This is a genomic window from Paenibacillus praedii (assembly GCF_049725345.1).
In the GTDB taxonomy this organism is placed as follows: domain Bacteria; phylum Bacillota; class Bacilli; order Paenibacillales; family Paenibacillaceae; genus Pristimantibacillus.
Genome location: NZ_JBMWAM010000005.1, coordinates 109,497 through 134,921, shown reverse-complemented (window position 1 = coordinate 134,921; position 25,425 = coordinate 109,497). Strand labels below are relative to the sequence as shown.

Annotated in this window: 26 protein-coding genes and 1 riboswitch; of the genes, 21 read left to right on the top strand and 5 right to left on the bottom strand. The window is 47.9% G+C overall.

Annotated features, from left to right (window positions below):
- Window positions 1-89: 89 nt before the first annotated feature.
- Window positions 90-192: riboswitch (TPP riboswitch) on the bottom strand.
- Between the two features lie 84 nt (window positions 193-276).
- Together ACO9K6_RS06975 and ACO9K6_RS06970 are read left to right on the top strand one after the other, a co-directional pair.
- Window positions 277-831, top strand: coding sequence for an SLOG family protein (locus tag ACO9K6_RS06975; RefSeq protein ID WP_424766818.1), 555 nt, complete (start codon window positions 277-279; stop codon window positions 829-831).
- Window positions 832-980: 149 nt separating this feature from the next.
- Entirely contained in the window at window positions 981-3,623 is a 2,643-nt protein-coding gene (locus ACO9K6_RS06970) for a PAS domain S-box protein (protein WP_424766817.1), read from the top strand.
- A 167-nt stretch (window positions 3,624-3,790) separates the two neighbouring features.
- Here ACO9K6_RS06970 and ACO9K6_RS06965 read toward each other — a convergent pair whose 3' ends face one another.
- Window positions 3,791-4,180, bottom strand: coding sequence for a rhodanese-like domain-containing protein (locus ACO9K6_RS06965; RefSeq protein WP_424766816.1), 390 nt, complete (start codon window positions 4,178-4,180; stop codon window positions 3,791-3,793).
- Between the two features lie 259 nt (window positions 4,181-4,439).
- On the opposite strand from ACO9K6_RS06965, the gene ACO9K6_RS06960 reads away from it, so the two are divergent.
- The 6 genes from ACO9K6_RS06960 (at window position 4,440) to ACO9K6_RS06935 (ending at window position 10,040) form a co-directional block, all read left to right on the top strand.
- Window positions 4,440-5,003 (top strand): GNAT family N-acetyltransferase, encoded by a 564-nt coding sequence (locus tag ACO9K6_RS06960; protein ID WP_424766815.1) that lies wholly within the window; start codon window positions 4,440-4,442, stop codon window positions 5,001-5,003.
- Between the two features lie 70 nt (window positions 5,004-5,073).
- Window positions 5,074-5,298 (top strand): hypothetical protein, encoded by a 225-nt coding sequence (locus ACO9K6_RS06955; RefSeq protein WP_424766814.1) that lies wholly within the window; start codon window positions 5,074-5,076, stop codon window positions 5,296-5,298.
- Window positions 5,299-5,376: 78 nt separating this feature from the next.
- Window positions 5,377-7,116: an ABC transporter ATP-binding protein gene (locus ACO9K6_RS06950; RefSeq protein ID WP_424766915.1), complete on the top strand. Its 1,740-nt coding sequence runs from the start codon at window positions 5,377-5,379 to the stop codon at window positions 7,114-7,116.
- The gene (locus tag ACO9K6_RS06945) at window positions 7,113-9,014 is read left to right on the top strand and encodes an ABC transporter ATP-binding protein (protein WP_424766813.1); all 1,902 of its coding nucleotides are present in this window, start codon (window positions 7,113-7,115) and stop codon (window positions 9,012-9,014) included. Before ACO9K6_RS06950 ends, ACO9K6_RS06945 begins: the two co-directional genes overlap by 4 nt.
- Before the next feature lie 99 nt (window positions 9,015-9,113).
- The gene (locus tag ACO9K6_RS06940) at window positions 9,114-9,521 is read left to right on the top strand and encodes a hypothetical protein (RefSeq protein ID WP_424766812.1); all 408 of its coding nucleotides are present in this window, start codon (window positions 9,114-9,116) and stop codon (window positions 9,519-9,521) included.
- Between the two features lie 129 nt (window positions 9,522-9,650).
- Window positions 9,651-10,040, top strand: a complete 390-nt coding sequence (locus ACO9K6_RS06935) for a cupredoxin domain-containing protein (protein ID WP_424766811.1) — start codon at window positions 9,651-9,653, stop codon at window positions 10,038-10,040.
- A 57-nt stretch (window positions 10,041-10,097) separates the two neighbouring features.
- Here the strand turns inward: ACO9K6_RS06935 and ACO9K6_RS06930 are convergent, their stop codons facing one another.
- On the bottom strand, window positions 10,098-10,364 hold the full coding sequence (locus tag ACO9K6_RS06930; protein WP_424766810.1) for a hypothetical protein: 267 nt from the start codon (window positions 10,362-10,364) through the stop codon (window positions 10,098-10,100).
- Between the two features lie 105 nt (window positions 10,365-10,469).
- Here ACO9K6_RS06930 and ACO9K6_RS06925 point away from each other — a divergent pair, with 105 nt between their 5' ends.
- The 5 genes from ACO9K6_RS06925 to ACO9K6_RS06905 all read left to right on the top strand — a co-directional run bounded on the left by ACO9K6_RS06925 (window position 10,470) and on the right by ACO9K6_RS06905 (window position 13,249).
- Complete coding sequence (locus ACO9K6_RS06925; RefSeq protein WP_424766809.1) at window positions 10,470-10,757, top strand: Dabb family protein; 288 nt, start codon at window positions 10,470-10,472, stop codon at window positions 10,755-10,757.
- A 152-nt stretch (window positions 10,758-10,909) separates the two neighbouring features.
- Window positions 10,910-11,329, top strand: a complete 420-nt coding sequence (locus ACO9K6_RS06920) for a DUF86 domain-containing protein (RefSeq protein WP_424766808.1) — start codon at window positions 10,910-10,912, stop codon at window positions 11,327-11,329.
- A gap of 87 nt (window positions 11,330-11,416) precedes the next feature.
- Window positions 11,417-12,082 carry a helix-turn-helix transcriptional regulator gene (locus tag ACO9K6_RS06915; RefSeq protein WP_424766807.1) on the top strand — a complete coding sequence of 222 codons (666 nt, stop codon included), beginning with the start codon at window positions 11,417-11,419 and terminating at the stop codon, window positions 12,080-12,082.
- 227 nt (window positions 12,083-12,309) lie between these two features.
- On the top strand, window positions 12,310-12,807 hold the full coding sequence (locus ACO9K6_RS06910) for a DUF948 domain-containing protein (protein WP_424766806.1): 498 nt from the start codon (window positions 12,310-12,312) through the stop codon (window positions 12,805-12,807).
- Between the two features lie 19 nt (window positions 12,808-12,826).
- Complete coding sequence (locus ACO9K6_RS06905) at window positions 12,827-13,249, top strand: YtxH domain-containing protein (protein WP_424766805.1); 423 nt, start codon at window positions 12,827-12,829, stop codon at window positions 13,247-13,249.
- Between the two features lie 79 nt (window positions 13,250-13,328).
- Here ACO9K6_RS06905 and ACO9K6_RS06900 read toward each other — a convergent pair whose 3' ends face one another.
- A complete protein-coding gene (locus ACO9K6_RS06900) occupies window positions 13,329-14,546 on the bottom strand; it encodes a sugar phosphate nucleotidyltransferase (RefSeq protein WP_424766804.1) in 1,218 nt (405 codons plus the stop codon).
- Between the two features lie 170 nt (window positions 14,547-14,716).
- Between ACO9K6_RS06900 and glgB the strand changes: the two genes are divergently transcribed.
- Entirely contained in the window at window positions 14,717-16,627 is a 1,911-nt protein-coding gene (glgB, locus tag ACO9K6_RS06895; RefSeq protein WP_424766914.1) for a 1,4-alpha-glucan branching protein GlgB, read from the top strand.
- 22 nt (window positions 16,628-16,649) lie between these two features.
- A complete protein-coding gene (gene glgA / locus ACO9K6_RS06890; RefSeq protein ID WP_424766803.1) occupies window positions 16,650-18,077 on the top strand; it encodes a glycogen synthase GlgA in 1,428 nt (475 codons plus the stop codon).
- Window positions 18,078-18,151: 74 nt separating this feature from the next.
- Here the strand turns inward: glgA and ACO9K6_RS06885 are convergent, their stop codons facing one another.
- Together ACO9K6_RS06885 and ACO9K6_RS06880 are read right to left on the bottom strand one after the other, a co-directional pair.
- The gene (locus ACO9K6_RS06885) at window positions 18,152-19,897 is read right to left on the bottom strand and encodes an alpha-glycosidase (RefSeq protein ID WP_424766802.1); all 1,746 of its coding nucleotides are present in this window, start codon (window positions 19,895-19,897) and stop codon (window positions 18,152-18,154) included.
- Between the two features lie 49 nt (window positions 19,898-19,946).
- Window positions 19,947-20,753 carry an SDR family oxidoreductase gene (locus ACO9K6_RS06880; protein WP_424766801.1) on the bottom strand — a complete coding sequence of 269 codons (807 nt, stop codon included), beginning with the start codon at window positions 20,751-20,753 and terminating at the stop codon, window positions 19,947-19,949.
- 217 nt (window positions 20,754-20,970) lie between these two features.
- Between ACO9K6_RS06880 and racE the strand changes: the two genes are divergently transcribed.
- The 6 genes from racE to ACO9K6_RS06850 all read left to right on the top strand — a co-directional run bounded on the left by racE (window position 20,971) and on the right by ACO9K6_RS06850 (window position 25,424).
- Window positions 20,971-21,780, top strand: coding sequence for a glutamate racemase (racE, locus tag ACO9K6_RS06875; protein ID WP_424766800.1), 810 nt, complete (start codon window positions 20,971-20,973; stop codon window positions 21,778-21,780).
- Window positions 21,781-21,919: 139 nt separating this feature from the next.
- On the top strand, window positions 21,920-22,810 hold the full coding sequence (locus tag ACO9K6_RS06870) for a M14 family metallopeptidase (RefSeq protein ID WP_424766799.1): 891 nt from the start codon (window positions 21,920-21,922) through the stop codon (window positions 22,808-22,810).
- Between the two features lie 95 nt (window positions 22,811-22,905).
- Window positions 22,906-23,145, top strand: coding sequence for a hypothetical protein (locus ACO9K6_RS06865; protein ID WP_424766798.1), 240 nt, complete (start codon window positions 22,906-22,908; stop codon window positions 23,143-23,145).
- Window positions 23,146-23,190: 45 nt separating this feature from the next.
- Complete coding sequence (locus tag ACO9K6_RS06860; protein WP_424766797.1) at window positions 23,191-23,493, top strand: iron-sulfur cluster assembly accessory protein; 303 nt, start codon at window positions 23,191-23,193, stop codon at window positions 23,491-23,493.
- A gap of 37 nt (window positions 23,494-23,530) precedes the next feature.
- Window positions 23,531-23,758, top strand: coding sequence for a YuzB family protein (locus ACO9K6_RS06855; RefSeq protein ID WP_424766796.1), 228 nt, complete (start codon window positions 23,531-23,533; stop codon window positions 23,756-23,758).
- A gap of 217 nt (window positions 23,759-23,975) precedes the next feature.
- Window positions 23,976-25,424, top strand: a complete 1,449-nt coding sequence (locus ACO9K6_RS06850) for a PDZ domain-containing protein (protein ID WP_424766795.1) — start codon at window positions 23,976-23,978, stop codon at window positions 25,422-25,424.
- Window position 25,425: the final 1 nt, after the last annotated feature.

Here is a 25,425-nt window from a genome sequence, read left to right as displayed (position 1 = left end):
AATTAGCGTCAGCTTCTATAAAAAAAGCCGCCCGTCTCCAAAAGGAAACGAGCGGTCATTATTTTCAAAAACGCATGCGCGCATGTATGAAAGTGTCTGCTCCACTTCCCTCCGCTGGAATGATCCAGATCAGGTTCCAAGGGTCCGGAGCATGCGCTCCGTCTCAGTCGGTAGACTCCCCTAGTGAATTAAATTCGATATTCAATTTGTTTTTTTTCTACTATAGCATACACTGGAGAGATGTAAACCATAATTATCCGAAAAGGCGTTGAACGCATGAAAAACTTGCTCGTTACCGGTTATCGCGCGCATGAGCTTAATATTTTTAGCCAGAAGCATGAGGGAATCGTTTATATCAAAAAAATATTAACGGCCAAGCTTGTCCCGCTTATCGAAGACGGACTGGAATGGGTCATCACTCCCGGCCAATACGGTGTTGATCTCTGGGCATGCGAGGTCGTCATTTCGCTCAAGGAGATCTATCCTCAGTTGAGGCTCTCGATCCTGTCCGCATACAGCAATCCGGAAGAGAAATGGAAGGACGATAAGAAGGAGTTTTACCAGCAGGTGTTAAAAGGAGTCGATTATTACGCGGCGGTCAGCAATCAGCCGTACAGCGGCATCTGGCAGTTCACAGCGCGGGACGAGCTGTTGTTCCGGAAAACGGATGGCATCCTGCTCGTTTACGATGAAGACGCAGGTGAAGGCAGTCCGCGGTTTTTCAAGGAAAAAGCGCTGAAGAAGCAGCAGGCGGAGGGCTACACGTACATCAGTATCAGCTCTGAGGATATTCAAAGCATTGCGGACGAGGAGAACATGTACGAGGATTAAGACAGGAAGCAAAGTGGGAATGCCATCCAACGTCTGCTGGGGGATATACTATCAAATATAAAACTTTCTTTTGTACTTTTAAATAGTATACTAATAATTAGGAATTTTTTTGTGAGTAAATGGTATATTCGCGATGGGGGGGACTTTATTTGGACAAATTACAGATCGATCATCATACGTTCTTTGAACAGTTATACACACGCGCCCCAATTGGGATTGCCTTGGTATCGATTGATGGAAGTTGGATAAAGGTTAATCCTATGGCTTGTAAAATATTAGGGTATACAGAAGAGGAATTAAAGCGTTTGACGTTTAGGGACATTTCTCACCCCGACGAGTTAGAAAAAAATAATGATCTCAGAAAAGAAGCGTTGGATGGCGGTTCCTCGTTTTATGAGATGGAAAAACGATACATACAAAAAAATGGCAATATGGTTTGGACGGGTATACATGTTGCTCTAGTTCGTGATGAAACGTTAGGAGCCCCTTTGTATTTTTTAACTCATATTGTTGATATTTCTGAAAAAAAAAATGCTGAGCTTGAATTGCTTGAATACAGGGAATTATTTAAGCTTATTTCCGAAAATGTATTAGATCTTATCACCTACATCACCCCTGATGGCGTAACTCGTTATGTTTCTCCGTCCATCCGTGAACTATTGGGCTATGAGCCGGAAGAGGTCATCGGTAAAGCTAATTTTGAGCTTTATCATCCTGATGACTTGAAAGTGATGCAAGCTACAACGTATGCGGACAATGATTTGTTTTCTTGTCGTGTGCGTCACAAAAATGGCAACTACATCTGGTTTGAAACAACGATTAAAACGATCAGAGATGAACATGGCAACGTACAGAAAGTATTGGGTATAGCGCGAGATATTACGGAGCGAAAGAATTATGAGGATAATCTTGCCGAGGCACAGCAAATTGCGTCGCTTGGCAGCTGGGAATGGGATATCCTCCAAAATAAAGTAACATTATCTGATCAATGCTATAAAATATTCAGTTTAGACAAAAAAAACCTCATCTCTAATGACGAGCTCATCCATCTAATTCATCCAGAGGATCAGCAGCGCTATTTAGATTGCTTTGCACAAGCCATGAAAGGGAATGCATTTGATTTTGAATTTCGTAATTTACAGCCTGATGAATCGGTTAAGTATTTACATATACGCTTGTCGGTAAAATTTGACGAAATAGGAACACCTGTGAAGGTGATTGGAACTACGCAAGAAATAACGGAACGAAAAAAAGCAGAATTGAAACTGGAAGAAAGCATTGAACGATATACATCGTTAAAAAAGTACAACCATGATGCAATCATCTCGCTTGATTTGGAAGGCAATATTATTAACACTAATCCAGTCGCAGAACAGCTGACGGGTTATCGTGTTAAAGAGATGGTTAGTTTGAGCATTTCAACATTTATAGGTGTGGACAATCTCAGCAAATTACGTTCGGATACTAGGGACCTTGCGGCTATTGAAAGAAATATTGATAAAATTAATCATAAAGATGGTCATCAGGTTGAGGTGTTAACTACGATAGCGCCCATCATTATTAATAAGCAATCAGTCGGTTATTATATTATTGCTAAGGATATTACGGAGCAAAAGAAGCTATTGATTGAGAAGGAAACGGCAGAGAGGATGAACCAAACAAAAAGTGCATTTTTAGCTATGATGAGTCATGAAATTCGAACCCCGATGAACGGGGTCATTGGCATGACAGACTTGCTTCTGGAAACGACAGAATTGGACGAACAACAAAAAGAATATGCAGATATTATCAAAAAAAGCGGAGATAAGCTGCTTACCCTTATAAATGACATTTTGGACATTTCCAAGATTGAATCTGGCAAGACAGCGTTAAATGAAGAACCTTTTAATATGAGGGACTGTATTACAGAAACGATTGAACTCTTATCGCCCAAGGTACGGGAAAAAAAATTAGAAATGACCGTAACGGTTAGTCCTGAAGTTCCCCAGCATGTGACCGGGGACTCTAATCGGTTAAGACAAGTGCTTATTAATGTGATAGGGAATGCGATTAAGTTCACGTATAGCGGCAGTGTTGCCATTTCCGTGCAAAATAAGATTTGTGACCATAACCAGGTGCAAATTCAGTTTACAATAAAAGATACCGGGATCGGCATTCCCCAAGAACAGCGCCAGCATTTATTTGAACCCTTCTATCAGGCAGAGCATTTTATGACGCGAAATGTAGAAGGAACCGGGTTAGGCTTAGCCATCAGCAAAAGGCTCATAGAACTCATGGGAGGAAATATATGGGTTGAGCCTGCGGATGGACCAGGGGCAGTTTTCGTATTCACAGCCAATTTTTGGCAAGAAATACAGCGAGATGCCGTCCGAGAGGATGCTTCAGATGAAGGAAATCAAGGAGAAACGAAGTCTCTAAAAATTCTAATTGCTGAAGATAATCGAATCAATCAGCTGGTGTTACAAAAAATGCTCAAGAAGCTTGGTTACGATGCAAGCATTGCCGCGAACGGAAAAGAAGTAATTCAAACCGTTGCATACGAAACGTATGATATGATCTTTATGGACATTCAAATGCCTGAGATGAGTGGTGTTGAAGCGACAAAAGTGATAAGAGAAACATTAAAGCCAGAGGGATGCCCTTATATTATCGCAGTTACGGCGAATGCATTAAAAGGAGATCGAGAAAGATATTTAGCAGAAGGTATGGATAATTACATGAGCAAACCGCTTACTATCGATGCTGTATCAGATATGCTTGTGAAATTTCATCAGTTCAAAAACAAATCATAACGTAGGCCTATGATTAGAGCACTTCTTTTTTGCTTCTAATGTATTTTGTACATTAGAAGCTGAACCTAAAGGTCATAAAACAGGTTGTGCTGCGCTTTTACAATAGAACTATAAAAGGTCAGTTTGCATCAGCAGACTGACCTTTTTACATAGCCATTTAGATCTAATTATTCAACCTCAAAACCGGCAGCCTTCCACGCTGTGGTTCCTCCGTCTATGTATGCTACGTCTGTAAAGCCCATTTGTTGTAAAAGATAAGCTCCAAGCGCAGCCTGTCCACCGGCTCCGCAAGTGACTAGAACAGGGCGGTTTCTATCTGCTAGGCGTGAATCTCTCATTTGCTCAGGAAGTTCCAGATCCGCACGGATGCCCAGCATTCCCAATGATATATTCGCGCTGCTTGGAATCAAGCCGCATGCGCCTGCAGCGTCTGCATCCTGCACGTCAATAACAAAGGTATTCGGGTTGGCATTAATCTTCTCTCTAGCCTCTGCAGAAGTAACACCAGGTACATTCTCACGAGCTTTTGCCACCATTTGTTTGAAAGTAATTGACATATCTATTCCTCCTCCAATTGGGTATAGCATGATTATACTTATGATCACCTCTACATATTATCACAATTGGATGCGGTTAAATGAACAATTTTATAAGGATGGATCAGAAAAATTTAACGGGAGTCAGAGGTTGGCTTCTACTTTTTGAATGGCTGATTGGTCATTCTTTGGGTGGAGCAGCAGTATATAGGGTATTAAAAAGAAAGACTCTTGAACATGAATTATGCAGTTACGCAGCTTTGAAGGGACTGAAGTAGACATGAATACGATGTTCTCATTTCAATCATTTCCACAATTGGAAACGGATCGGTTTATTTTGCGCAAGTCGGAGGAGTGGGACGTTCGGGATATTTTTGAGCTTTATTCCAACAAGGAGGTTATGCGGTACACCCCGCTATCTCCATTCTCGACGCAGGAGGATGCGGTGCAGGAAATGTATTGGCATTGGGAAATTTTCACGCGGCAAATCGGACTGCGCTGGGTAATGGAAGAGAAACAATCCGGCAAAGTGATTGGGAGCTGCGGTTTTCTTAATTATTCTAAGGAAAACAGCCGGACGGAGATAGGGTATGACCTGACTCCAAGCTTCTGGAGACAAGGAATGATGGCAGAGGCTGCAGCGCGGATTGTAGCATTTGGGTTCCGGGAGATGGGTCTGAATCGGATCGAGGCTAAGGTGGAGCCTGCGAATATAGCTTCGATCAGACTGCTGACAAAGCTTGGCTTTCACCAAGAAGACCAGATGAGGAAATATGAGTTTGAGAAAGGCCGTTTTATGGATCTGCTTATCTTCTCGCTGCTGCGGCAGCAGGATCTTCCATGAAACCGATATTAAGCATATAATAAAGTGAAGCTCGTTTAGGATGCAAAATACAGCTCAGGAGGCAACGGTAATGGCCATAAGCAAAGCGAAAAAAGCAAGACAAAAGCTGGTCCGGCAAGGACAGTTGACGCCAGAAATACTGAGGGGAAGCTGGCAGGGCGTTAATCCAACGATGAGACGCACGCCGAATTTGCAGGAAAAGCAGGCGAAGCTGAATAAGAAGCACCGAAGGAATCACGCCCAATACAGCGATGATTCCTTTTGTATTTATAAGACTACTCGTTTTGCCGCTTAGCCTTCTTTGAATTTCATGAAATTGCTATGCTAGAATGAGAATTAGCAATGCATAGAAGATGAGCGGAGATGATGCGTCCTGTTAAAAATTTTTCGAAACAACCTAAAGACATACCGGCTAATGATCGCTTTCGTGTTTCTGCTCGTTTTTTTGCAATCGCTGTCAGAGCTCTATTTGCCCACGTTGATGGCCGATATTGTAAACATTGGCATTTTAGAAGGAGATACGGGTTATATACTGAGGCTGGGCGGATTGATGCTGCTTGTTACTGCTGCTGGGGTGCTTTTTTCGATAGCGGCCAGTTACTATTCCTCATCGATTGCCTCAAGCTTCGGCAAGCGCATTCGCAGCAAGCTGTTCAGCCATGTTGAGCACTTCTCCCTGCAGGAATTCGATAAAATCGGAACGGCATCGCTCATTACGAGAACGACGAATGATGTGACACAGGTGCAGCAGGTGCTGATTATGATTTTGCGTATGATGGTGATGGCGCCGATGATGTGTATCGGAGGCATTATTATGGCCGTCTCCAAAGATGCGACGCTGTCGCTTGTTTTCGTTGTTGTTGTGCCGGTGCTGGCAGGAGCTATCCTGTGGATCGGTTCCAGAAGCGTGGCGCTGTTCAAAGCGATGCAGCTCAAAATCGATAAGCTGAATTTAGTGCTTCGTGAAGGCTTGACGGGCATTCGCGTCATACGATCATTCCATCGGACAGGCTTCGAGCAGCGTCGCTTTGACGCGGCGAATAAGGATCTGACCGAGACCGCGATCAAGGTGAACAAAATTATGGCGTTTATGATGCCGATCATGATGCTCATTCTGAATTTTTCGAGCGTGGCAATTTTATGGTTCGGAAGTATCCGGATCAGCAATAACGATATGCAGATTGGGGATCTGATGGCTTTTCTACAATATGCGATGCAAATTATGTTTTCGCTTATTATGGTGGCGATGATGTTCATTATGCTGCCCCGCGCTTCTGTATCGGCGGCTCGAATTAACGAGGTGCTTGGCATGAAGCCCGGTATTCAGGATGCAGCGGCGACCGGACAAACGACGGGAAGAGAGGTCAAAGAGGGGACAGTTGAATTCAGAGAGGTTACCTTCAGCTATCCGGGCGCGGAAAAACCGGCGTTGTCGGGCATCTCGTTCACTGCGGTACGGGGCGAGACGACAGCGATTATTGGCGGGACCGGTTCAGGGAAGTCCACGCTCGTAAATCTTATTCCCCGCTTCTATGACGTGGAGGCCGGCAGCGTGCGGATTGACGGCATGGACATTCGAAACCTTACGCAGCAAAGCTTGCGGGCAAAGATAGGTTACGTGCCTCAGCAAGCAGTATTATTTACAGGGACGATCAGCGAAAATATCCGCTACGGCAAAGAGGACGCCTCGGACGAAGAGGTTAGCCATGCGGCGAAAATTGCTCAAGCAGCATCTTTCATTGCGGAAATGCCGGATGGATTCGATACGGTCATCGCCCAGGGCGGCACGAACGTGTCGGGCGGTCAGAAGCAGCGGCTTTCCATTGCCAGGGCGCTGGTAAGGCGGCCGGAAATTTATATATTCGATGACAGCTTCTCTGCCCTCGACTTTAAGACCGATGCGCAGCTGAGAGCGGCGCTGAAGGAAGAGACGCGGGATGCCGCGGTCATTATTGTGGCGCAGCGGGTAAGCACCGTTATCCACGCTGATAAAATCATTGTGCTGGATGAAGGAGAGATTGCAGGCATCGGCACGCATAGCGAATTGTTGCAGGCATGCGAGGTGTATCGCGAAATCGTATCCTCGCAGCTGTCAGAGGAGGAGATTGCATGAGTGACCGTCCGCAGGATAAAAGGCCGCATGCAACAGGAGGCGGGCCTGGCTTCGGTCCTCCCGGCAGAGGGCCAATGGGGCACGGGGCTGGACCGATGGGGGCGCTTGGCATGAAGGTTCAGAAGGCAAAGGATTTCAAAGGCACGCTTCGCAGATTACTCGCTTATTTAAAACCGCAGCGGACGAAGTTGATCATCGTTGTGCTGATGGCGCTGCTAAGCACCGTGTTCTCAATCGTCAGTCCGAAGCTGATGGGAGATGCAACGACTGAAATTTTTGAAGGCATCATGAATGGCGGCGTTGATTTTGAGGCGATAATGCAGATTGTGCTTATTTTGATTGGTCTATATTTGCTAAGCTCGCTGTTTGCTTATGTGCAGCAGTATGTGATGGCGGGTGTAGCCCAGAAAACGGTTTATGAACTTCGCAGCGATGTGAACGTGAAGCTTGCCAAGCTTCCGCTCTCATTCTTCGATTCCCGCACGCATGGCGAAATTTTAAGCAGAACAGTAAACGATGTGGATAACATCAGCAATACGCTGCAGCAGAGCTTGACACAGCTTATCACTTCTATCGCGACGCTAATCGGCGTTATCATTATGATGCTGACGATCAGTCCGCTGCTGACCGTTATTTTACTGCTTACGCTGCCGCTTAGCTTTGTTGTAGTGAAAGCCATTGCTTCCCGGTCGCAGGGCTATTTCAAATCACAGCAGGAAGAGCTGGGAATATTGAACGGACATGTTGAGGAAATGTATACCGGTCACAAAATTGTTAAAGCTTTCGGACGCGAGCAAAAATCGATTGCCGCATTTGATGAAATTAATGACCGGCTCTACCATTCCGGCCGTAAGGCGCAATTCATTACCGGTATTATGATGCCCTTAATGGGGTTTATTAACAATATCGGATACGTGCTAATTAGTGTTGTTGGAGGTATTCTTGTAACGCGTCAAGCGATTAAAATTGGAGATATCCAAGCGTTTATTCAATACGCAAGGCAATTCTCTCAGCCTTTAACCCAGACGGCGAATATCGCAAACATTATTCAATCGACGATTGCATCGGCGGAGCGGGTGTTCGAGCTGCTGGACGAGCAGGAGGAGGCGTCTGAACCGAGTGATCAGGAGGCGGTCGCGCTCAGATCGCCTAAGGGCGATGTCCGCTTCGAGCATGTTAAGTTCGGCTATAAGACGGATACTGCGCTTATTGGCGATATGAGCATTGATGTGAAACAGGGACAGACCGTTGCTATAGTAGGTCCCACCGGCGCCGGCAAGACGACGCTTGTCAATTTACTAATGCGGTTTTATGAAATAAATGATGGCAGCATTACGATAGACGGCGTAAATATTACGCAGATGAAGAGAGGCGAGCTTCGGATGCTGTTCGGTATGGTGCTTCAGGATACATGGCTCTTCAACGGAACGATTCGCGATAATATCGCATATGGCCGCGAAGGGGCTAGCGAAGCGGATATTATTGAAGCGGCACAAGCCGCGCATGCCGATCATTTCATTCGAACGCTGCCTAATGGGTATGACACCTTGCTCAATGAGGATGCCTCCAACATCTCACAGGGGCAGAAGCAGCTGCTTACGATTGCCAGGGCGATACTTGCGGATCCGGCCATCCTTATTCTCGATGAGGCGACAAGCAGCGTCGATACGAGAACGGAAGCGCAAATTCAGAAGGCGATGGGCCGTCTAATGGACGGTCGCACAAGCTTTGTTATTGCTCACCGTTTGTCAACGATTAAGGACGCCGATATTATTCTGGTCATGAATCATGGCGACGTTATCGAGAAGGGTACACACGAGGAGCTCCTGGAGAAAGGCGGGTTTTATTCAGAGCTTTATAATAGCCAATTTTCAGATGATCCGGGCTCGGTCGCTTGACGTAGCATGCCGAATATTTTTCAATGTGCAATTTTACTTGCATGAAACAGCCGTCCCTGACTATAATAAGAACATACGTTCTGATGTGGAGGGGTGGCAATGGCCGCTAATGAGGAAGAAGCCCGAGGCGGGGTGAAGACGGCACCGCATACGCCCATACAGACCGAGGAGGAGCTGGGGCTCGTTAAGCGCTATGTGCTGCTCGGGATTGTGATGCGGATTTTGGATCATGATATTAAAGTCATCGGCACCTCGGCAATCAAGCTGCCGAGGTTCTACGAATCGATGCTGAGAGGGATGCAGGATCGCGTATTGCTTGATCTTGCTGCGATAAGAAGACAATTTCGCGAGATGGGCATTAAAGTATATGAGGAGAAGCGCCAGACGGATGGCTTGCATGCCAACTATATGTGCCGCGGCTACCATCATCATTTTTTTATGCTTTGGGGTTTTGTTAAGGCGGAGTCCGAACGCGTCTTGAAGCAGTATTTATCCTGCAGGACTTGAAATTGTTCATGGTTTTGTCAAAAACGCAAAAAAACTTTTCCTTTTTCTGTAGTTTAAGGTTGAGAACTTCGGACGATCTTATGTAATATAAGAGGTAGACATTATGATCGCAAAGGGGAGCACATAGCAATGCACAAGTGGATTATGTTTATTTTGATGACAGCAGCGTCGTTGCTGGGCGTATATTTGCTCACATTCGCACTGCCTGAGAGACCGGTCGATGAAGCAGCCTCATTGCCAGAGGGTATGACACTGATGAAGGTTGTGGCATCAAATGATTTCGTATTTGATCAAGAGGTGTATACGGCAAAGGTTGGCGACAAAGTAAGATTGAAGCTTCAGAATAAGAGTGGTATTCATGGTGTTCACATTGATGAGCTTCAAGTCGTTTTGGACAACGACAACCCAGAAACCGATTTGGAATTTACTGAGCCTGGGGAGTACGTTATTTACTGCTCGATTCCATGCGGTCAAGGACATGCTACGATGCAGTCCAAGCTGATCATCGAAGCAGCGTAGGACAACAGTAAATATGCAAAAAAGGAGCCGCGAGGCTCCTTTTTGTTGAAATGACAGCTATCTTGCTGTGCGGCGCGGTGAATCCTGCTCGCGTCCGCGGGCGATGAGTACATCGGCAATATAACCAAGCAGTGCCCATGAGATAATGGTAAGTACGTACATAAACAGTACACTAACCTCATGCACATCGACGAACAAATCGACAATCCATGCAGGTATGCTCAGCATGAAGAAAACAAAGTTGTGCGGGTCATAGCCTGTGTAGTTAAATAAGCAAATCGCAACCCCGATAAGGGTAGCTGCGATGGTAACGGGATAACGCATGACGTCTAGTCTCCTTCGCGTTAAAGATTGCCGTAATGCGACTGCTTAGGTTATTATGTGACAAAAGGATAAAAGCCATGCGATAAATCAAAGGAGGAATTAAAAATGATTACTCATATCGTTTGTTTTAAATTGAAGGATGGTAGCGCTGAGAGCGTTGCTCGCACTGCACAAATATTGAAGGATATGGAGGGCAAAATTGATGTGCTGAAGTCGATTGAGGTCGGTATTGATGTTTTGCACTCTGAGCGTTCTTATGACATCGCACTTGTTACAAAATTTGAATCAATGGAAGCATTGGAGGCTTATCAGGTGCATCCTGTACATAAAAAAGTAATCGAGCATATGCAGCAGGTTCGAGAAGCATCTGTGGCCGTCGATTTCGAAAGCTGAGAGGCGGGTTAACGTTTTATGGATGATATGAGGGACGTGTATGAAATATTGACTTACTTGCTGGTCATTATTCTCAGCAGCGTTATTATGGTAGCTTGGTTAAAACGAAGAGCGAAAAAAAAGAAACAAGATTGAAGGCGGGCGATTGATCAATGTATTACGTAAATCGCGAACAAATTGCAATTAGGCTGGAGACGCTGCCTGGCATCGCATCAACGATGCAATCGTTTGCGGATAATTGGCATGGCAGCATGCTGGAGGGCCTGGCGCAGGAAAGAGCACTCCATTTAGCTATAGAAACGGTAACGGATGTCGGCAGCTTTCTAATCGACGGATTTATTATGCGGGATGCGAGCAGCTATGAGGACATCATCGAGATTACTGGCGAGGAAGGCGTATTTCCAGCGGACATGCTGAATACGCTGATTGAGCTGGTGAAATTGCGCAAGCCGCTCGTACAGGACTATCATCTATGGACAAGAGGCGAGCTTCATCCTTTGTGCAGGACACTCTCCTCCTTATTACCGGCTTACAAGCTGGCGGTGGAGGAATACTTGGAGCGCGAGCTCTAGAGGACAGCAGCAGAAATGTTTGTTAATTTACGAAAGCAACAAAGTACGTTACAATGACGCTATCAAGCCTGCAGGGGTGGTGAAGGGTTGAAGCGCAGCGGTGCAGAACGCGAAGCCGGTATTTTGGTGGAGTCTCGTGGCGACGGAACGACGCGCGAGCGATTATTGGTGCTTCTTAAGACAGGCGGCAGAATGAGCGCCGCCGAATTGTCACAGGAGCTTGAGCTAACGGAAATGGCGATTCGGCGGCATATGTATGTCCTCGAGAAAGAAGGCAGCGTGAGCATTGTATCTGTTCGTCAAGCGATGGGAAGACCGCTCCATGTCTACGAGCTTACAGCTGAAGCGGATGAGCTTTTTCCAAAAAAATATCATTTGCTTGCGTTAGATTTACTTGATGAGCTGGCGGATGACCCGGAAACTGCGGTGCTGATTGAGCGGATGTTTGAAGGCCGGAAGAAGAAGCTGCTCGAACGCTATGAGCCGCGTATGACGGACAAAAGCTTGGAGCAGAGAATTAGCGAGCTGGCCTCTATTCAAAATGCCGGCGGTTATATGGTGGACGTCGAGTCACTAAGCGATGGCAGCTATATGCTGTACGAATATAATTGTCCGATTGCGCAGGTTGCCGGCAAGTATCAGCAAGCTTGCAAATGCGAGCTTTCCTTGTTCAAGGCATTGCTTGACGTGCCCGTAGAGCGAACAGAATGTTTGGCTAAGGGCGGGGGCAAGTGCAGCTATCGAATCGGTTAACGAGTTTAATAACGGACATAGGTTGTTTTGGCGATCCAAGAGGATTTTGCTGAGGCAGCCTATTTTTTATTGATTTAACCATGGAATCAATTAGAATAAATGGTAATTTAATTATGTTGTGTCAAGACGAGCCCATACTGCTTATACTGTCATTACGCAAGTGGGCATTCGTCTAGTCGGGCTAACCTATTGCTTTGCAATTTACAGCGGGATAGGGAGGGAGAGGCATGGTCATCGCGTGGAGCGCGGCTATTGCCGCAGGCGCATTTGTTTTTTTAGTGGCGGGCATACTAATGGCATTGCGGACGGCACTAGGGCGATTGATGCTGGTGCAAGCGTCAGCTGCTGCGATGCAGCAGGATCTTCATAAGCTGACAGCGGAGCTGAGCGCTCTTGTCCAGCGAGCGGAGGAGACGCTTCAAGGAGCTAATCAACAGCTTCAAGCAGCTAGCAGGCTGTTTGAAGCGGCAGGGCATGTCGGGGGTGCGATCGCACATACAACATCGGCAGTCGAGCGCGTCACATCCGTGTTATCTGAATCGGCTGAGCAGCATGCGAAGCGGTCGGCGGCAAAGCGGCAAGCAGGTGAAGCACTGGAATGGGCTGAGCTCGGAATGGCGGCTTGGCAGCTGTGGCAAACTAACCGAAGATCAGCATGTGATGAGCATGAGCCCGTATCCGAATCGGTATCCGCTTCAAAAAGCCGCGACGAAGAGCACACATAGAATGAAGGGAGCGATCAATATGTCAACACGTAAACAACCAAAGGGATTTTTGCTTGGCGCAATAGCAGGGGGGATTGTAGGCTCAATTTCTGCATTGCTGCTAGCGCCGAAAGCCGGCAAAGAGCTGCGTCAGGATATTTCGGCAGGAGCGCAGAAGGTAAGCGACACGACGGTTAAGGTTGCAGGGCAAGTCAGTGGTACGACTGAACGCTTCGCGAAGCAAATAGGCGGTCAGGCCATGCAAATTGCCGATAAGACAAAGCTTGCTGTAAGCGGCCTGCGGCATCGAAATATAGGCAGTGAGGAAACGGAAGCTTTGACAGATGATACAGCTATAAGTGCAGCAGTTGGCGCTGAGATCGGTCAGGCCAGTGCCATTGAAGCGGTAGAGACTGGTGAGACGCGAGCGGCGTCATCCAAAGAGCTTTATACATCGAATTGAGCATGGATAGAACAGCGAACAAAAAAGGTCTCGCGCTTCGAATGGTTTCATTCTAGCGCAAGACCTTTTTATGTTTTAACTATAATGTCAATGTTGACGTCGTTTTGTCAGCTAGGTCGTTTAGGTTTACTAAAGGCTCGGTTTTGTGCCTCTGAGTCATCGATGAGATGAGGGTTATGGCTTCGCCTGGACCGACGACCGCTATTTCATCATCCAGTCGTTCTATAACGGCTCCGTCATGAATGATGGCCCCTTCGCCAATGATGGCGCGATGAATCGTAACATTCCTCCCGATTCTAGCTCCGGGCATAATGATGCTCTCGCGGATTTCGCTGCCTTGGCCGATGGTAACGCCGGAGCAGACTACTGATCGTTCTACATCCGCCTCTATTGCACTATCGGGGTGAAGAATACAATCTGTAATCGATGCATAGGGGCTCAAGTATGGCTTCTCAACGATATCGCTTGTTCCATTTTGTATGGCCCTAGCGTTGCTTTCCAGCTTAAGCTCGCCATCCAGCAGATCCATATTAGCTTCCCATAAGCTGTCGATCGTACCTACATCGCGCCAATAGCCTTCAAAAGGATAAGTAACCATATTCGCCTGGGATGATAGAATAGCGGGTATAATATCCTTGCCGAAATCATGGCTGGAATCAGGATTATCCGCATCCTGAAGCAGATATTCTCTTAAATCGGCCCATTTGAATAAATAGATTCCCATGGAAGCCAGATTACTTTGCGGCTTTGCCGGTTTTTCTTCAAATGAAATAATCCGGTGCTGCTTGTCAGTATGAAGAATGCCGAATCGGCTCGCCTCACGCCATGCTACAGGCTTAACGGCTATCGTCGCTGAGGCTTGGTTTGTTTTGTGAAATTCCAGCATTGGCCGATAATCCATATGATAGATATGGTCACCTGACAGAATCAATACATGCTCGGGGGTATGTTGATCGATATAATCGATATTCCGGTATAGGGCATCCGCCGTCCCGGCATAGCCGTTCATGCTTTTTCGGGAAGAAGGAAGCAGGGTAACCCGGCCCGACTCAGCTTCCAAGCGCTGACAAGCACGGTTCTCATTTATATAATTATGAATGCTGTCCGCACAATATTGCGTCAGCACCCCAATCGTATGAATGTTCGAGTGAAAGCAATTATTTAACGGAAAATCGATCATGCGCAGCCGTTCTCCGAATGGGAGAGCAGGTTTGGCTAATTCTTTTGTAAGTGGGGAAAGACGGCGACCTTCTCCGCCCGCGAGCAGCATAGCTAAGCAGTCAGTATGATTTGTCAAAATAATTACCTCCTATTTTATTTTATGAGCATTGTTTCTAGCATCTCGTATGTATCTATAACCGATAGGAAGAAATTTGAAACCGTTGCGTCAAAATAAGTGTTTGGGTGTAATATATGTTTTGAGCGTTTTAATAATAAAAATCTTTTGAAGCGGAGGGAATTAGATTGATTGTACATACTCTCTATTCGAAGGAAGCTTCACTGATTCAAGATGAAGACTTCGAGCGAAGCTACCGCAGGCTGGGGGCGCATATACGGAATGAGGAGGGCTCGGACGGCGTTCAATTTACGGTGTGGGCTCCTGCGGCAGCAGAAGTAAGCATTGCTTGTGATCGAAATGGATGGGATGGCAAGGATCACCGTTTGTATCGACTTAAGGGTTCCGGCTTATGGACGGGATTTATGTCTGATATGCAGGAAGGCGATTTATATAAATACGAGATCATCACACAGAACGGCGACAAAATGCTGAAAGCTGACCCGTATGCGTTTTATGCCGAGGTGCGTCCGCGAACAGCATCAATTGTTAAATCGCTTGACCGTTATAGCTGGGGAGATACGGATTGGATGCGTAAAAGGCGTCAGCCTTACGATCGTCCTATTAACATTTACGAGGCTCATTTGGGGACCTGGAGGAAGCGTCCGGACGGGAGCTTTGCCACCTATGAGGAATTATCGCTGGAGCTTATTGCTTATGTTGTTGAGATGGGCTATACGCATATTGAATTGCTTCCTGTTACAGAGCACCCATATGACCGCTCCTGGGGCTACCAGGCAACCGGTTATTACGCCCCGACGAGCAGGTATGGCACGCCCGAGCAATTTATGCTGTTTATCGACCGCTGCCATCAGAATGGTCTTGGCGTCATTCTCGATTGGGTACCCGGCCATTTCGGGAAGGATGAGCATGGACTGAGAAGATTTGACGGCTCTGCTCTATTCGAGCACGAGGACCCGCTGATAGCCGAGAAACCGGTTTGGGGAACGCTTGCTTTTGATTACAGCAAGCCGGAGGTACGCAGCTTTCTCATTTCCAATGCGCTGTTTTGGATGGAAGTCTATCATATTGACGGTCTAAGAGTCGATGCGGTATCAAGCATGCTTTATCATGATTTCGACAAGCCTGAAGGGGCTTGGCGACCTAACCTTTATGGAGGGCGAGAAAATCTCGAGGCAATCGGTTTCCTAAAGGAGCTTAATCAAACAGTGTTTCATCATTATCCGCATGCGCTCATGATGGCGGAGGAATCCCATGCATTTCCCGGTGTCACATCCAAGACTGAGCTAGAGGGGCTTGGCTTCAACTACAAGTGGAATATGGGCTGGATGAACGATACGCTTGCTTATATGGAGGAGCCGTTTCATCGGCGGAAGTATCGCCACAGCTTGCTTACTTTTCCAATTTGGTACGCGTGGCAGGAAAATCATGCGCTGCCGCTATCGCATGACGAGGTCGTACATGGGAAAAAATCGCTGCTGAACAAAATGCCTGGATCGTACGAGCAAAAATTTGCGGGCCTTAGGTTATTGTATGGCTATATGATGACGCATCCCGGCAAAAAGCTGCTCTTCATGGGGGGAGAGTTTGGTCAATTCGACGAATGGAAGGACGAGGGAGAGCTGGACTGGATGGTGCTTCGCTATGATAAGCATCGTACGATGAAGGAATATACCAAGGCGCTGAATCACTTGTATCGTCATGAAAAAGCGCTTTGGCAGCTTGATCATGATCACGGCGGTTTCGAGTGGATTGACCACGCTGACGTAGAGCAGAGCGTCATTGTTTATCGCCGCAAAGCGAAGGCTGGTAAGGATGCGCTTATCGTCGTTTGCAATTTCCATAGCAATGCTCATCCGGCTTATCGTATCGGGGTGCCTAGCGAGGGGAGTTACCGCGTGGCACTTAATAGCGATGAAGTGAAATACGGCGGCAATGGTTATGAGGCGCTCAGGCTGGAGGAAGGCAGTGAAATTGCATCGGAACGAAAGCTGTGGCACAAAAGGCGACATAGCATTGAGCTCGCACTGCCGCCTCTGTCGGTTGTCATCTTGAAACGGAAGAAGAAGGAACTTCATTGAAAAAAATAAGGGAGTAGATGTCATGAAAGTGCTGTTTGTCGGCGCGGAGTGCGTACCTTTTCTGAAAACAGGCGGCTTGGCCGATGTGATGGGCTCGCTGCCCAGCGCACTGCGCGGAAGAGGACTGGACGTTCGAGTAATGCTTCCTAATTATTCAGCTATCCCGCAGCATGAAAAGGACAGGATGAAGCTGGTAGCGGAGATAAGTGTGCCTGTAGGCTGGAGAAATGCCTATTGCGGCGTGAAGGAGCTTGAGCTTGACGGCATCATTTATTATTTTCTTGATAATGAGCAGTATTTTCAAAGAGGCTCCGCATACGGTCATTTTGACGACGGCGAGCGATTCGCCTTTTTCTGCCGTGCGGTGTTAGAGGCTTTGTCCGCGGTTAACTTCTATCCGGAGGTCATTCACTGTCATGACTGGCATACCGGCATGATACCCGCGCTGCTGAAGCATCATTATTGGAATCGTGAACAGTTTTCCCGTATAAAGACCGTTTACACCATACATAATTTGCAGTATCAGGGAAATTTCCCGTACGGCGTGCTTGGAGATTTGTTCGGTCTTCCGGATTGGCTGTTTACAATAGAGGGTGTGGAGTTTTACGGCCAGGTTAGCTTTATGAAGGCAGGCATTCAATTGGCCGATCGCGTGACGACGGTAAGTCCATCCTATGCGAATGAAATACGCACCCCTGAATACGGGTATGCGATGGATGGGGTGCTGCGGAGCAAGGGTGACCGACTGATCGGTATTGTAAATGGAATTGATGCCGATGCGTATGACCCTGCTATGGATTCGCACCTTGCTGTCCGTTATAAGACGAGCGCGGCCAAGAAGCAGCAGAACAAGACAGCTTTGCAGCAGGAGCTTGGCCTAACCGTGGACAGAGGCATCCCCCTCATCGGATTGGTCGGACGGCTGGTTGAACAAAAGGGTCTCTTTCTGCTTTTGGACAAAATCGATGAGTTGCTGCTGACGGACCATGTTCAAGTCGTGCTGCTTGGGTCGGGGGAGCCGCATCTGGAGCAAGCCTTTCGCGAGGCGGAGCACCGCCATACCGGCAAGCTGGTGAGCTGGATCGGTTTTGATGAGGGTCTCGCCCGACGGATATATGCGGCCTCCGATTTATTCCTTATGCCTTCGTTGTTCGAACCTTGCGGAATCAGCCAGCTTCTTGCGCTTCGTTATGGAAGCCTGCCCATCGTAAGAGAAGTTGGCGGCTTAAAGGATACGGTGCAAAGCTATAACGAGACGACGGGAGAAGGGAACGGGTTTTCGTTTACGGCGTTTGACGGCGACGATATGCTATTTACGATTCGGCGGGCCATACGCATTTGGTCCGATCCCGTTCACCGAAACCTTCTGCTCGAGCGGGCGTTGAAGGGAGACTATAGCTGGGGACATTCGGCTAAGCAATACGAGAAGCTTTACAAGCAGCTGTTGTAAACGAGCAATTTATAAGCCTGCATTTAAGAGCGCTTCCTCCATTTTTCTGTAAGGAGGAAGCGCTCTTAACGTTTTTAAATATCTCTGCATAATATCCGGAAGCCAAGCGGTTCAAGCTCGATTTGAAGCTGCTCCTCGTTCGTCGGAACGTCTTCGCCTGTCATCGCATCGCGCCAATCGCCTGCTTTCATCGGATGCTTCAGCAATACCGTATCCTCAGTATTATTCATCCAGACGGTGACATGCTGCATGCCGTTCAGCCGTTCATAGATTATCGTTCCAATCTCGTTATCCGCATGCAGGAAGCGGAATCGACCGTTCTGCAGCGTGCCGAACTCCTTGCGAAGCGCGATGACCATTTTATAAAAATCATACAGCTCACGATCCTGCATATCGGGATGCCATTCCATACATTTGCGGCAATCCGGATCATTATCGCCGTCAAGTCCAATCTCATCGCCATAATAAATGCACGGAACTCCTGTGTATGTCATCATAAACACGACGGACTGCTTTAATCGCTGCTTATTGCCGCCCATTCTTGTTGCCGCACGCGGAATATCATGACTCGACAACAGATTGAACATAACTTCATTTGTCTGCTGTGGATACCTCATAAGCAACTTGTTGATTTCTTCTGCAAAATCGGAGCCTCTTCTATCGGAGGACGAGAAAAAATCTAATATCTGGTTCGTAACGGGATAATTCATCGCCGAGTCGAATTGATCACCATGCAGCCAATGCAGCGAATTGCCCCACACTTCTCCAATAATGAAAGTGTCAGGCTTAGCAGCCTTGACGGCTCTCCGGAAATCCCGCCAAAAGGTATGGTCGATTTCATTCGCTACGTCAAGGCGCCAGCCATCAATATCGACCTCTTTGATCCAATAGGCTGCAATGTCGAGCAAATACTGCTTAACCTCGGGATTAGCCGTATTAAGCTTGGGCATATTGCCGAAGAAGCCGAACGCAGCATAGTTAGGGATGCCGTCCTTGACTTCAACCGGGAAACCGTGCAAATGGAACCAATCCTTGTACTTGGAATTTTCCCCATGCTCGAGCACATCCTGAAACGGCGGAAATTGCTCGCTGGTATGATTGAATACCGCATCCAGCACGACACGTATTTCGCGTTCGTGGCAAGACTGTACAAGCTTCTTGAGAAGCTCCGTATCTCCGAACTGCGGGTCAATTTGCTTATAATCAACCGTATCGTATTTATGATTCGTTGGCGCTGTGAAGATCGGTGTCAGGTATACGGCATTAACGCCTAAATCTGATAAATGGTCAAGATGATCGATGATGCCCTGCAAATCGCCGCCGAAGTGGGAGTCGCCGCTTGGAGGCTCGCCCCAGGGCTGAACGCCTTCGGGATCATTGTCTGGATCGCCGTTGGCAAAGCGATCAGGCATGATTTGGTAGAAGACCGCGTTCCTTGCCCATTCGGGCGCATCGAATAAGTCGATTTCGTGAATGAACGGAACCTCGAAATAACCGCCCGGCGGAGTCGGCTGCTCGCCGTAAATCCCAGTCTCTATGAGCCATAACGTTTCTTCACCGCTGCGTAAGCGAAATCCGTAAGAAAACCGTTTATGCTCCGGCTGTATGGCGGCTTCCCAATAATCGTACAACTGATCCGCCGCTATTTTTTCCATCTGCAATTCCCGATAGTTGTTATCCCAATCGTATTTATCACCCGTTATTGCAAATGCTTCCTCGACGTCGTTTCTCTTGCTGCGGAGCCGGAGACAAAACGTATCTCGATCAGAGGCATAAGCCCATTTTTTATCGTATGAATGATGCAAGCTTTCTTTCAGCATTGGCTCTCGCTCCTAATGTTCAGATTATAATAGATGAAAATAGTGAGGGTTAACCGCGCAGCAACGACTCGGCGCCGTCTATGTATACGGAAGTTCCCGATATATGGCTGGCGTCGTCTGAGCCTAGGAACAAGGCGAGCTTGGCCACTTGCTCAGCGCTTCCAGGTCCATCTTCTAGAGGCTGATCGCCTTCCGGGTACTCGACGGGAATGGAGACCTCTGCAAGCTCAGGCGAACGCTCCGTGCTTTCCTCGATATTTGTATCGATGGCACCGGGACAGATCGTATTCACGCGGATCTTATATCCTGCAAGCTCGAGTGCGGCCATATTGGCCAAAGCGACCTGACCCGCTTTGGTGCTGCTGTAAGCGCTGAAGCCAACATTAGAGAACACCCGATTACCGTTAATGGAGCTGGTAATAATGATGCTTCCGCCTCTCTCCTTCATGAATGGAATGGCATGCTTCACCGTAAGGAAGGTTCCGCTGAGATTAACCTGTAAGGTTCTATTCCAGTCCTCGAACGCCATTAGCTCAATTGGTGTCAATACGCCATTGATTCCTGCGTTGGCAAAAACGATATCGAGTCGTTCATAGTTGGCATTTATTTTTTGAAAGGCGCTCTGAAGCTCGGACTCGGAGGAAATATCCGCAACGACCAGAACGCAATTCACATCGTTTTGAGCAACCTCTTGACATACCTGCACCATGTTTGATTCTTTCACGTCAAGAAGGACTAAATCTGCGCCTTCCTTTGCGAAGAGCAAAGCGGCTGCTTTGCCGATGCCGGAGCCTGCCCCAGTAATTAATGCGATCTTTCCTTGCAATCTACCGGATTTTTTGTGGTTTACGATCATTTGCCCCATCCTTCCCGTAACTAAAAGCATTTGTATTTTTTCATGAGATTTAATGTTATTTACCCCGTGCAGCGTTAATTAAACATGCAAAACATTATTTTCCTGATCATTGGACCTGGTTGGATTTTCATACAGACGAAGGTACGTTTTTGTACCGCTGCTCATATGCTATTTTGTCTCGATTCATTACACTTTTGTTTAGGAAAGCGGTGTGTTTGTGCAGCAACCTATTGCGATACTGGATTCCGGCGTAGGCGGCCTCACCGTTGCCAAAGAAGTGATGCGTCAATTGCCGCATGAGAAAATGGTTTATTTTGGAGACACGGCAAGAACGCCGTACGGATCGCGCACCTCCGATGAGGTTGTCAGATTTACGCGAGAAATTGTAGATTATTTAATTCAATTTACTCCAAAGATGATTGTTATAGCATGCAATACGGCAACTGCCGCCGCGCTGGAAGATATTCGTTCAAGAGTTGCTATCCCTGTCGTCGGCGTCATTAATCCGGGTGCAAGAGCGGCAATTGGTAAAACGATGACCGGCTGCGTCGGGGTCATCGGCACAGAAGGAACCATTAAGAGTGGAGCTTATGACCAGGCGCTGCGTGAGCTGTCACCGCATGTGCAGATTGTCAGCAAGGCCTGTCCGGGATTTGTGCCGCTTGTGGAAAAGGGTAACTTCCGCTCGTTAGAAACATACGAAACGGTGCGTAAATCCATTGGGCATCTGCGAAGTTATCCGATCGACACGCTGATCCTTGGATGTACGCATTATCCATTTCTGACAGAAACGATATCTGAGGTAATGGGGAGAAACGTTAATTTAATCAGCTCCGCGGATGAGACAGCACGTGAGATCAGCACGATTTTACGCCTGAAAGGAGATCTGGGGTTAGGCGAGCAGATGCCGGTGCATCAATTTTTTTGCAGCGGAGAGCAGCATATCTTCAAATCGATTGCCGAGCTATGGTTAGGTAAGCAGATCGAGCTTACTCCGGTCGTGTGGCGGGTGCCGGATATTCGTTGAAAAGAAGAAGCGGGTTCCTCACACAGGAAGCCGCTTCTTCTTCATACGAACTAGCTTACGGATGCCGTTAAATGATGCAGTATAGGACTAGGCCTTTGCCGCATAGCATGGTAAGGATGGAATTAGGTGACAGGAGGCGATGAACATTTATTCGGTCCAATCGTACGGTTATCTCGATATGGTGGAAGGCATAAGACAGCTCGTGGTAAGGTATCCGTTTCTGTCAGCTTATGTGATAGGTGAAAGTGTAATGGGGAAGCCGCTCATCGCGGTCCGCTGCGGCAGCGGTCCGCGACAGATTCATATGAACGGCTCTTTTCATGCGAATGAATGGATGACATCCGCCTTATTGATGCGCTTTGCTGCCGATTTGTCTTCAGCCTATTGCAACGGGGAGCCCATCGGCGGCCAACAGGCTGAGCACCTTTGCAGAGAAGTTACGCTTTGGCTTGTTCCAATGGTAAATCCCGATGGCGTGATGCTTGCGCAGCAAGGCGTTTCGCCAACGCATCCTTGGTACAGGCAGCTGATACAGTGGAATGGAGGCTCCGAGGATTTCAGCGGCTGGAAGGCTAACATTAGAGGCGTTGATTTGAACGACCAGTTCCCTGCATACTGGGAAGAGGAGCGAAAGCGCCGCGGAGTGCCGGGCCCGGCGCCCCGTGATTATCCAGGACCCTATCCGCTTAGTGAGCCGGAGGCGCGCGCCATGGCCCGGTTTACGGAATCGTTTGCTTTCGATGCCGTTTTGGCGCTGCATACGCAGGGACGGGAAATCTATTGGAATTATCGTGATTACGAGACGGCGGAGTCAGAACAGCTGGCCAAGCGGCTGGGCAGCGTAAGCGGATATGAGCCAGTGAAGCTGTCGGGCAGCGATGCGGGCTACAAGGATTGGTTTATTCAGCAATTCCGCAAGCCTGGTTTTACGGTTGAGGCTGGCTACGGCGAAAATCCGCTGCCCATGAGTAATTTCGATCAGATTTATATAGAACTGCAGCCGCTGCTGCTGGAGTCGCTTCGCCTTTAACGGACAGCGTCAGAATTGCTCGCTTAATAGTTGAATAAGAATTGTTATGATATAATGAAGGGCAAAGGTCAGCAAAGGCAAAGGTGGGATTTTTGATGCGAAAATTATTGTCGCTGCGCCACTGGCAGAGGACGTTTGCCCGTATTTTTCTGCTGCTTCGGTCAAAGGATGTTCCGCTCAGAGACAAGCTGCTGTTTACGGTGCCGGCGCTGCTTTATTGGGTGCTGCCCGATGTGCTGCCGTTACCTTTTTTGCCTATTGACGACATCGCAGTGACTATGCTTCTTGCAGGATGGTTTGCCCGTAGAATGGAGACGAAGTATAATATTAAATAATAATGATTGCCGCAAGGCATACGAATAAGAGGAGCTGGATAAAACATGCATTGCAAAATTTCTAAAAATGCTGCTAAGGTGTTAAAAGCCGAGCTGGACAAGCCAGAAAATGAAGGCAAGCTGCTCCGCGTTTACGTCACGCATTCTCATGGCGACCATGCGCACTACGGTATGGGAATCGATTCGCCTACTGATAAAGACGAGGTTGTGTCGACCGACCAGGGAATCGACGTTATATTGGAGAAGGGCAATGCGTATCTGGACGGCGTTCGCGTCGATTATTTTTATGTGCCTGAAGAAGGTTTTGCCGTAACGAATCCAACCAAGGGCAACCACGGCGATCACTAAGCTTCAGAAGTAACGAGTTGGAATAGGACGATGAATGATGGCTAACGATATACGAGTATGCGACAAATGCAAGCACATGAAGATGAAGACCATTGTACCCAAGCTGCAGAAGCTTGTCCCTGACGCCGAAGTTAAGGTAGGCTGCAAATCCTACTGCGGGCCTTGCGCCCGCTACGCATTTATATTCATAAACGGACGTTACGTGAAGGCGGCGACCGAGGACGAAGCAATTGAGAAGGCACTGCCCTTCATCAAGAAAAAATAGATTGTTTCCTTTCATAAAGCGAACTCTGAACAGTGTACGACACAAAATGACCCAACGACCGCTATGATCGTTGGGTCATTGTTATCTATAATTAAGGGAACGAGAGGTGCCCAGGGTGGATATGACTACGCCGCAGCTAGTTAAATCGAAAGTTTTGTTTATCGTATAGGCTTTTCAGGCAGCTGGTAAGGGAAGGTTTGGAGGGAGAGCATAAAGGATGAAGCCGATTCGATATTACTTGCTTGGACTGGCAGTTGCGTTGTTCTATTTGGGGGCGGCAGAATTGATATGGCTGCCGGGGCCTCTGAAGACGGGCGGTGGCATGCAGTGGATTGAGATAATTGATGTCTTGTTTTACGGGCTTGCGCTTACTCCGCTTAGCTGGACAGCAGGAGCAATTTGGAGCATATTGGCGAAGCAGAGAGAGCCGTGGAATGGATTTGGAATGCTGCTGCAGCTGCTTAGACTGGTGATTGCAGGACTGGGATTGACGGGAGCGGTGCTTGTTCTGTTCGCGCCGGAGCGTTTGATGCCGCTGCTTACCGTTATAGGAATCACAATGCCGCTTATCTTCATGGAAATGCTGCTGAGTGAAAGCTTGGCGTGTACCAAAGCGTCTCCCTCTCCGGATTCAGCACGATACAGCATAATTGAGCGAGCCCCGCGACGCTTGCGTATGCCGTGGCGCAGTCTGCTCACACTGCTGACGACTACTGTACTGCTTTTGATTATGCTTTATCCGACAGGGTATCGGGTAACTTATCCAGGCATGACGATTGATATGAATCGCTACGCGCATGTAGAAAGCGGAGCTAGCGTTGGAACTGTTAATGGCGTACTCGTATTCGAACGACCAGCCGTTCCAGCAGATTGGCTGTATGCATGGCTTTTTCCTTATTACGAGTTTGTGAAAATACCAGAGGACGAGCCTCCGCTGACGGAGTTGTATTCACAGGTCGTTATGATGAAAACCGGTGCAGATAGCATCGCGGCAGCGATAGCAATGGAAAAAGCAGGTGTCGGCAAGGGCATAACGCCTGCGGGGGTAAGAGTGATTGCCATCGTAAAGGATAGTCCGGCAGACCATCGGCTCGAGGCCGGCGATATTATCGATAGGCTGGACGAGCGGCCCGTACGAACAATAAGCGATATGACGGATTATATGATTCATTCGGTCAAGCCGGGTCAAGCCGTTAAGGTAACCTTGAGGAGATCGGGAGGGCAGCTATTAGAGATTGACGTGACTGCTGAAGCATCTGCAGATTCACCACAACGACCTGTGTTTGGCATATCCGTACAGACAGAGCTGAGTATAGATATCCCGCGGGCCATTGATTATAAAAGATTTATGGCGCATATTGGCGGACCGTCGCATGGGGCGATGCTGACGCTGGCGCTCATCGATCAATTAACGCCGGGGGGCGTGACACATGGTCTTGAGGTTGCCGGAACTGGAACAATCGAGCCTGATGGCTCCATTGGCTCCATCGGGGGTATTAAGCAGAAGGCCTACGCGGTAAGCCGCACCGGTGCGGATGTGTTTTTTGTGCCTGCAGCACAGGAGGATGAGGCGCGAAGCGGAGCGTCGGATCTTCATATCGTGCCGGTCAAAACGATAGACGAGGTGCTGGACTGGCTGGCGCAGCATGGAAAACGGCAGAAATAAA

Excerpts from the sequence above, each read along its gene's own strand:
- ACO9K6_RS06955 (WP_424766814.1), top strand. The coding sequence starts at position 5,074 with ATGGCCATAAGCAAAGCGAAAAAAGCAAGACAAAAGCTGGTCCGGCAA.
- ACO9K6_RS06940 (WP_424766812.1), top strand. The coding sequence starts at position 9,114 with ATGGCCGCTAATGAGGAAGAAGCCCGAGGCGGGGTGAAGACGGCACCG.
- ACO9K6_RS06960 (WP_424766815.1), top strand. The coding sequence starts at position 4,440 with ATGAATACGATGTTCTCATTTCAATCATTTCCACAATTGGAAACGGAT.
- ACO9K6_RS06910 (WP_424766806.1), top strand. The coding sequence starts at position 12,310 with ATGGTCATCGCGTGGAGCGCGGCTATTGCCGCAGGCGCATTTGTTTTT.
- ACO9K6_RS06945 (WP_424766813.1), top strand. The coding sequence starts at position 7,113 with ATGAGTGACCGTCCGCAGGATAAAAGGCCGCATGCAACAGGAGGCGGG.
- glgA (WP_424766803.1), top strand. The coding sequence starts at position 16,650 with ATGAAAGTGCTGTTTGTCGGCGCGGAGTGCGTACCTTTTCTGAAAACA.
- ACO9K6_RS06935 (WP_424766811.1), top strand. The coding sequence starts at position 9,651 with ATGCACAAGTGGATTATGTTTATTTTGATGACAGCAGCGTCGTTGCTG.
- ACO9K6_RS06885 (WP_424766802.1), bottom strand. The coding sequence starts at position 19,897 with ATGCTGAAAGAAAGCTTGCATCATTCATACGATAAAAAATGGGCTTAT.
- ACO9K6_RS06880 (WP_424766801.1), bottom strand. The coding sequence starts at position 20,753 with ATGATCGTAAACCACAAAAAATCCGGTAGATTGCAAGGAAAGATCGCA.
- ACO9K6_RS06920 (WP_424766808.1), top strand. The coding sequence starts at position 10,910 with ATGTATTACGTAAATCGCGAACAAATTGCAATTAGGCTGGAGACGCTG.
- ACO9K6_RS06965 (WP_424766816.1), bottom strand. The coding sequence starts at position 4,180 with ATGTCAATTACTTTCAAACAAATGGTGGCAAAAGCTCGTGAGAATGTA.
- ACO9K6_RS06850 (WP_424766795.1), top strand. The coding sequence starts at position 23,976 with ATGAAGCCGATTCGATATTACTTGCTTGGACTGGCAGTTGCGTTGTTC.
- ACO9K6_RS06860 (WP_424766797.1), top strand. The coding sequence starts at position 23,191 with ATGCATTGCAAAATTTCTAAAAATGCTGCTAAGGTGTTAAAAGCCGAG.
- ACO9K6_RS06855 (WP_424766796.1), top strand. The coding sequence starts at position 23,531 with ATGGCTAACGATATACGAGTATGCGACAAATGCAAGCACATGAAGATG.
- ACO9K6_RS06925 (WP_424766809.1), top strand. The coding sequence starts at position 10,470 with ATGATTACTCATATCGTTTGTTTTAAATTGAAGGATGGTAGCGCTGAG.
- ACO9K6_RS06865 (WP_424766798.1), top strand. The coding sequence starts at position 22,906 with ATGCGAAAATTATTGTCGCTGCGCCACTGGCAGAGGACGTTTGCCCGT.
- ACO9K6_RS06905 (WP_424766805.1), top strand. The coding sequence starts at position 12,827 with ATGTCAACACGTAAACAACCAAAGGGATTTTTGCTTGGCGCAATAGCA.
- ACO9K6_RS06870 (WP_424766799.1), top strand. The coding sequence starts at position 21,920 with ATGAACATTTATTCGGTCCAATCGTACGGTTATCTCGATATGGTGGAA.
- ACO9K6_RS06930 (WP_424766810.1), bottom strand. The coding sequence starts at position 10,364 with ATGCGTTATCCCGTTACCATCGCAGCTACCCTTATCGGGGTTGCGATT.
- ACO9K6_RS06975 (WP_424766818.1), top strand. The coding sequence starts at position 277 with ATGAAAAACTTGCTCGTTACCGGTTATCGCGCGCATGAGCTTAATATT.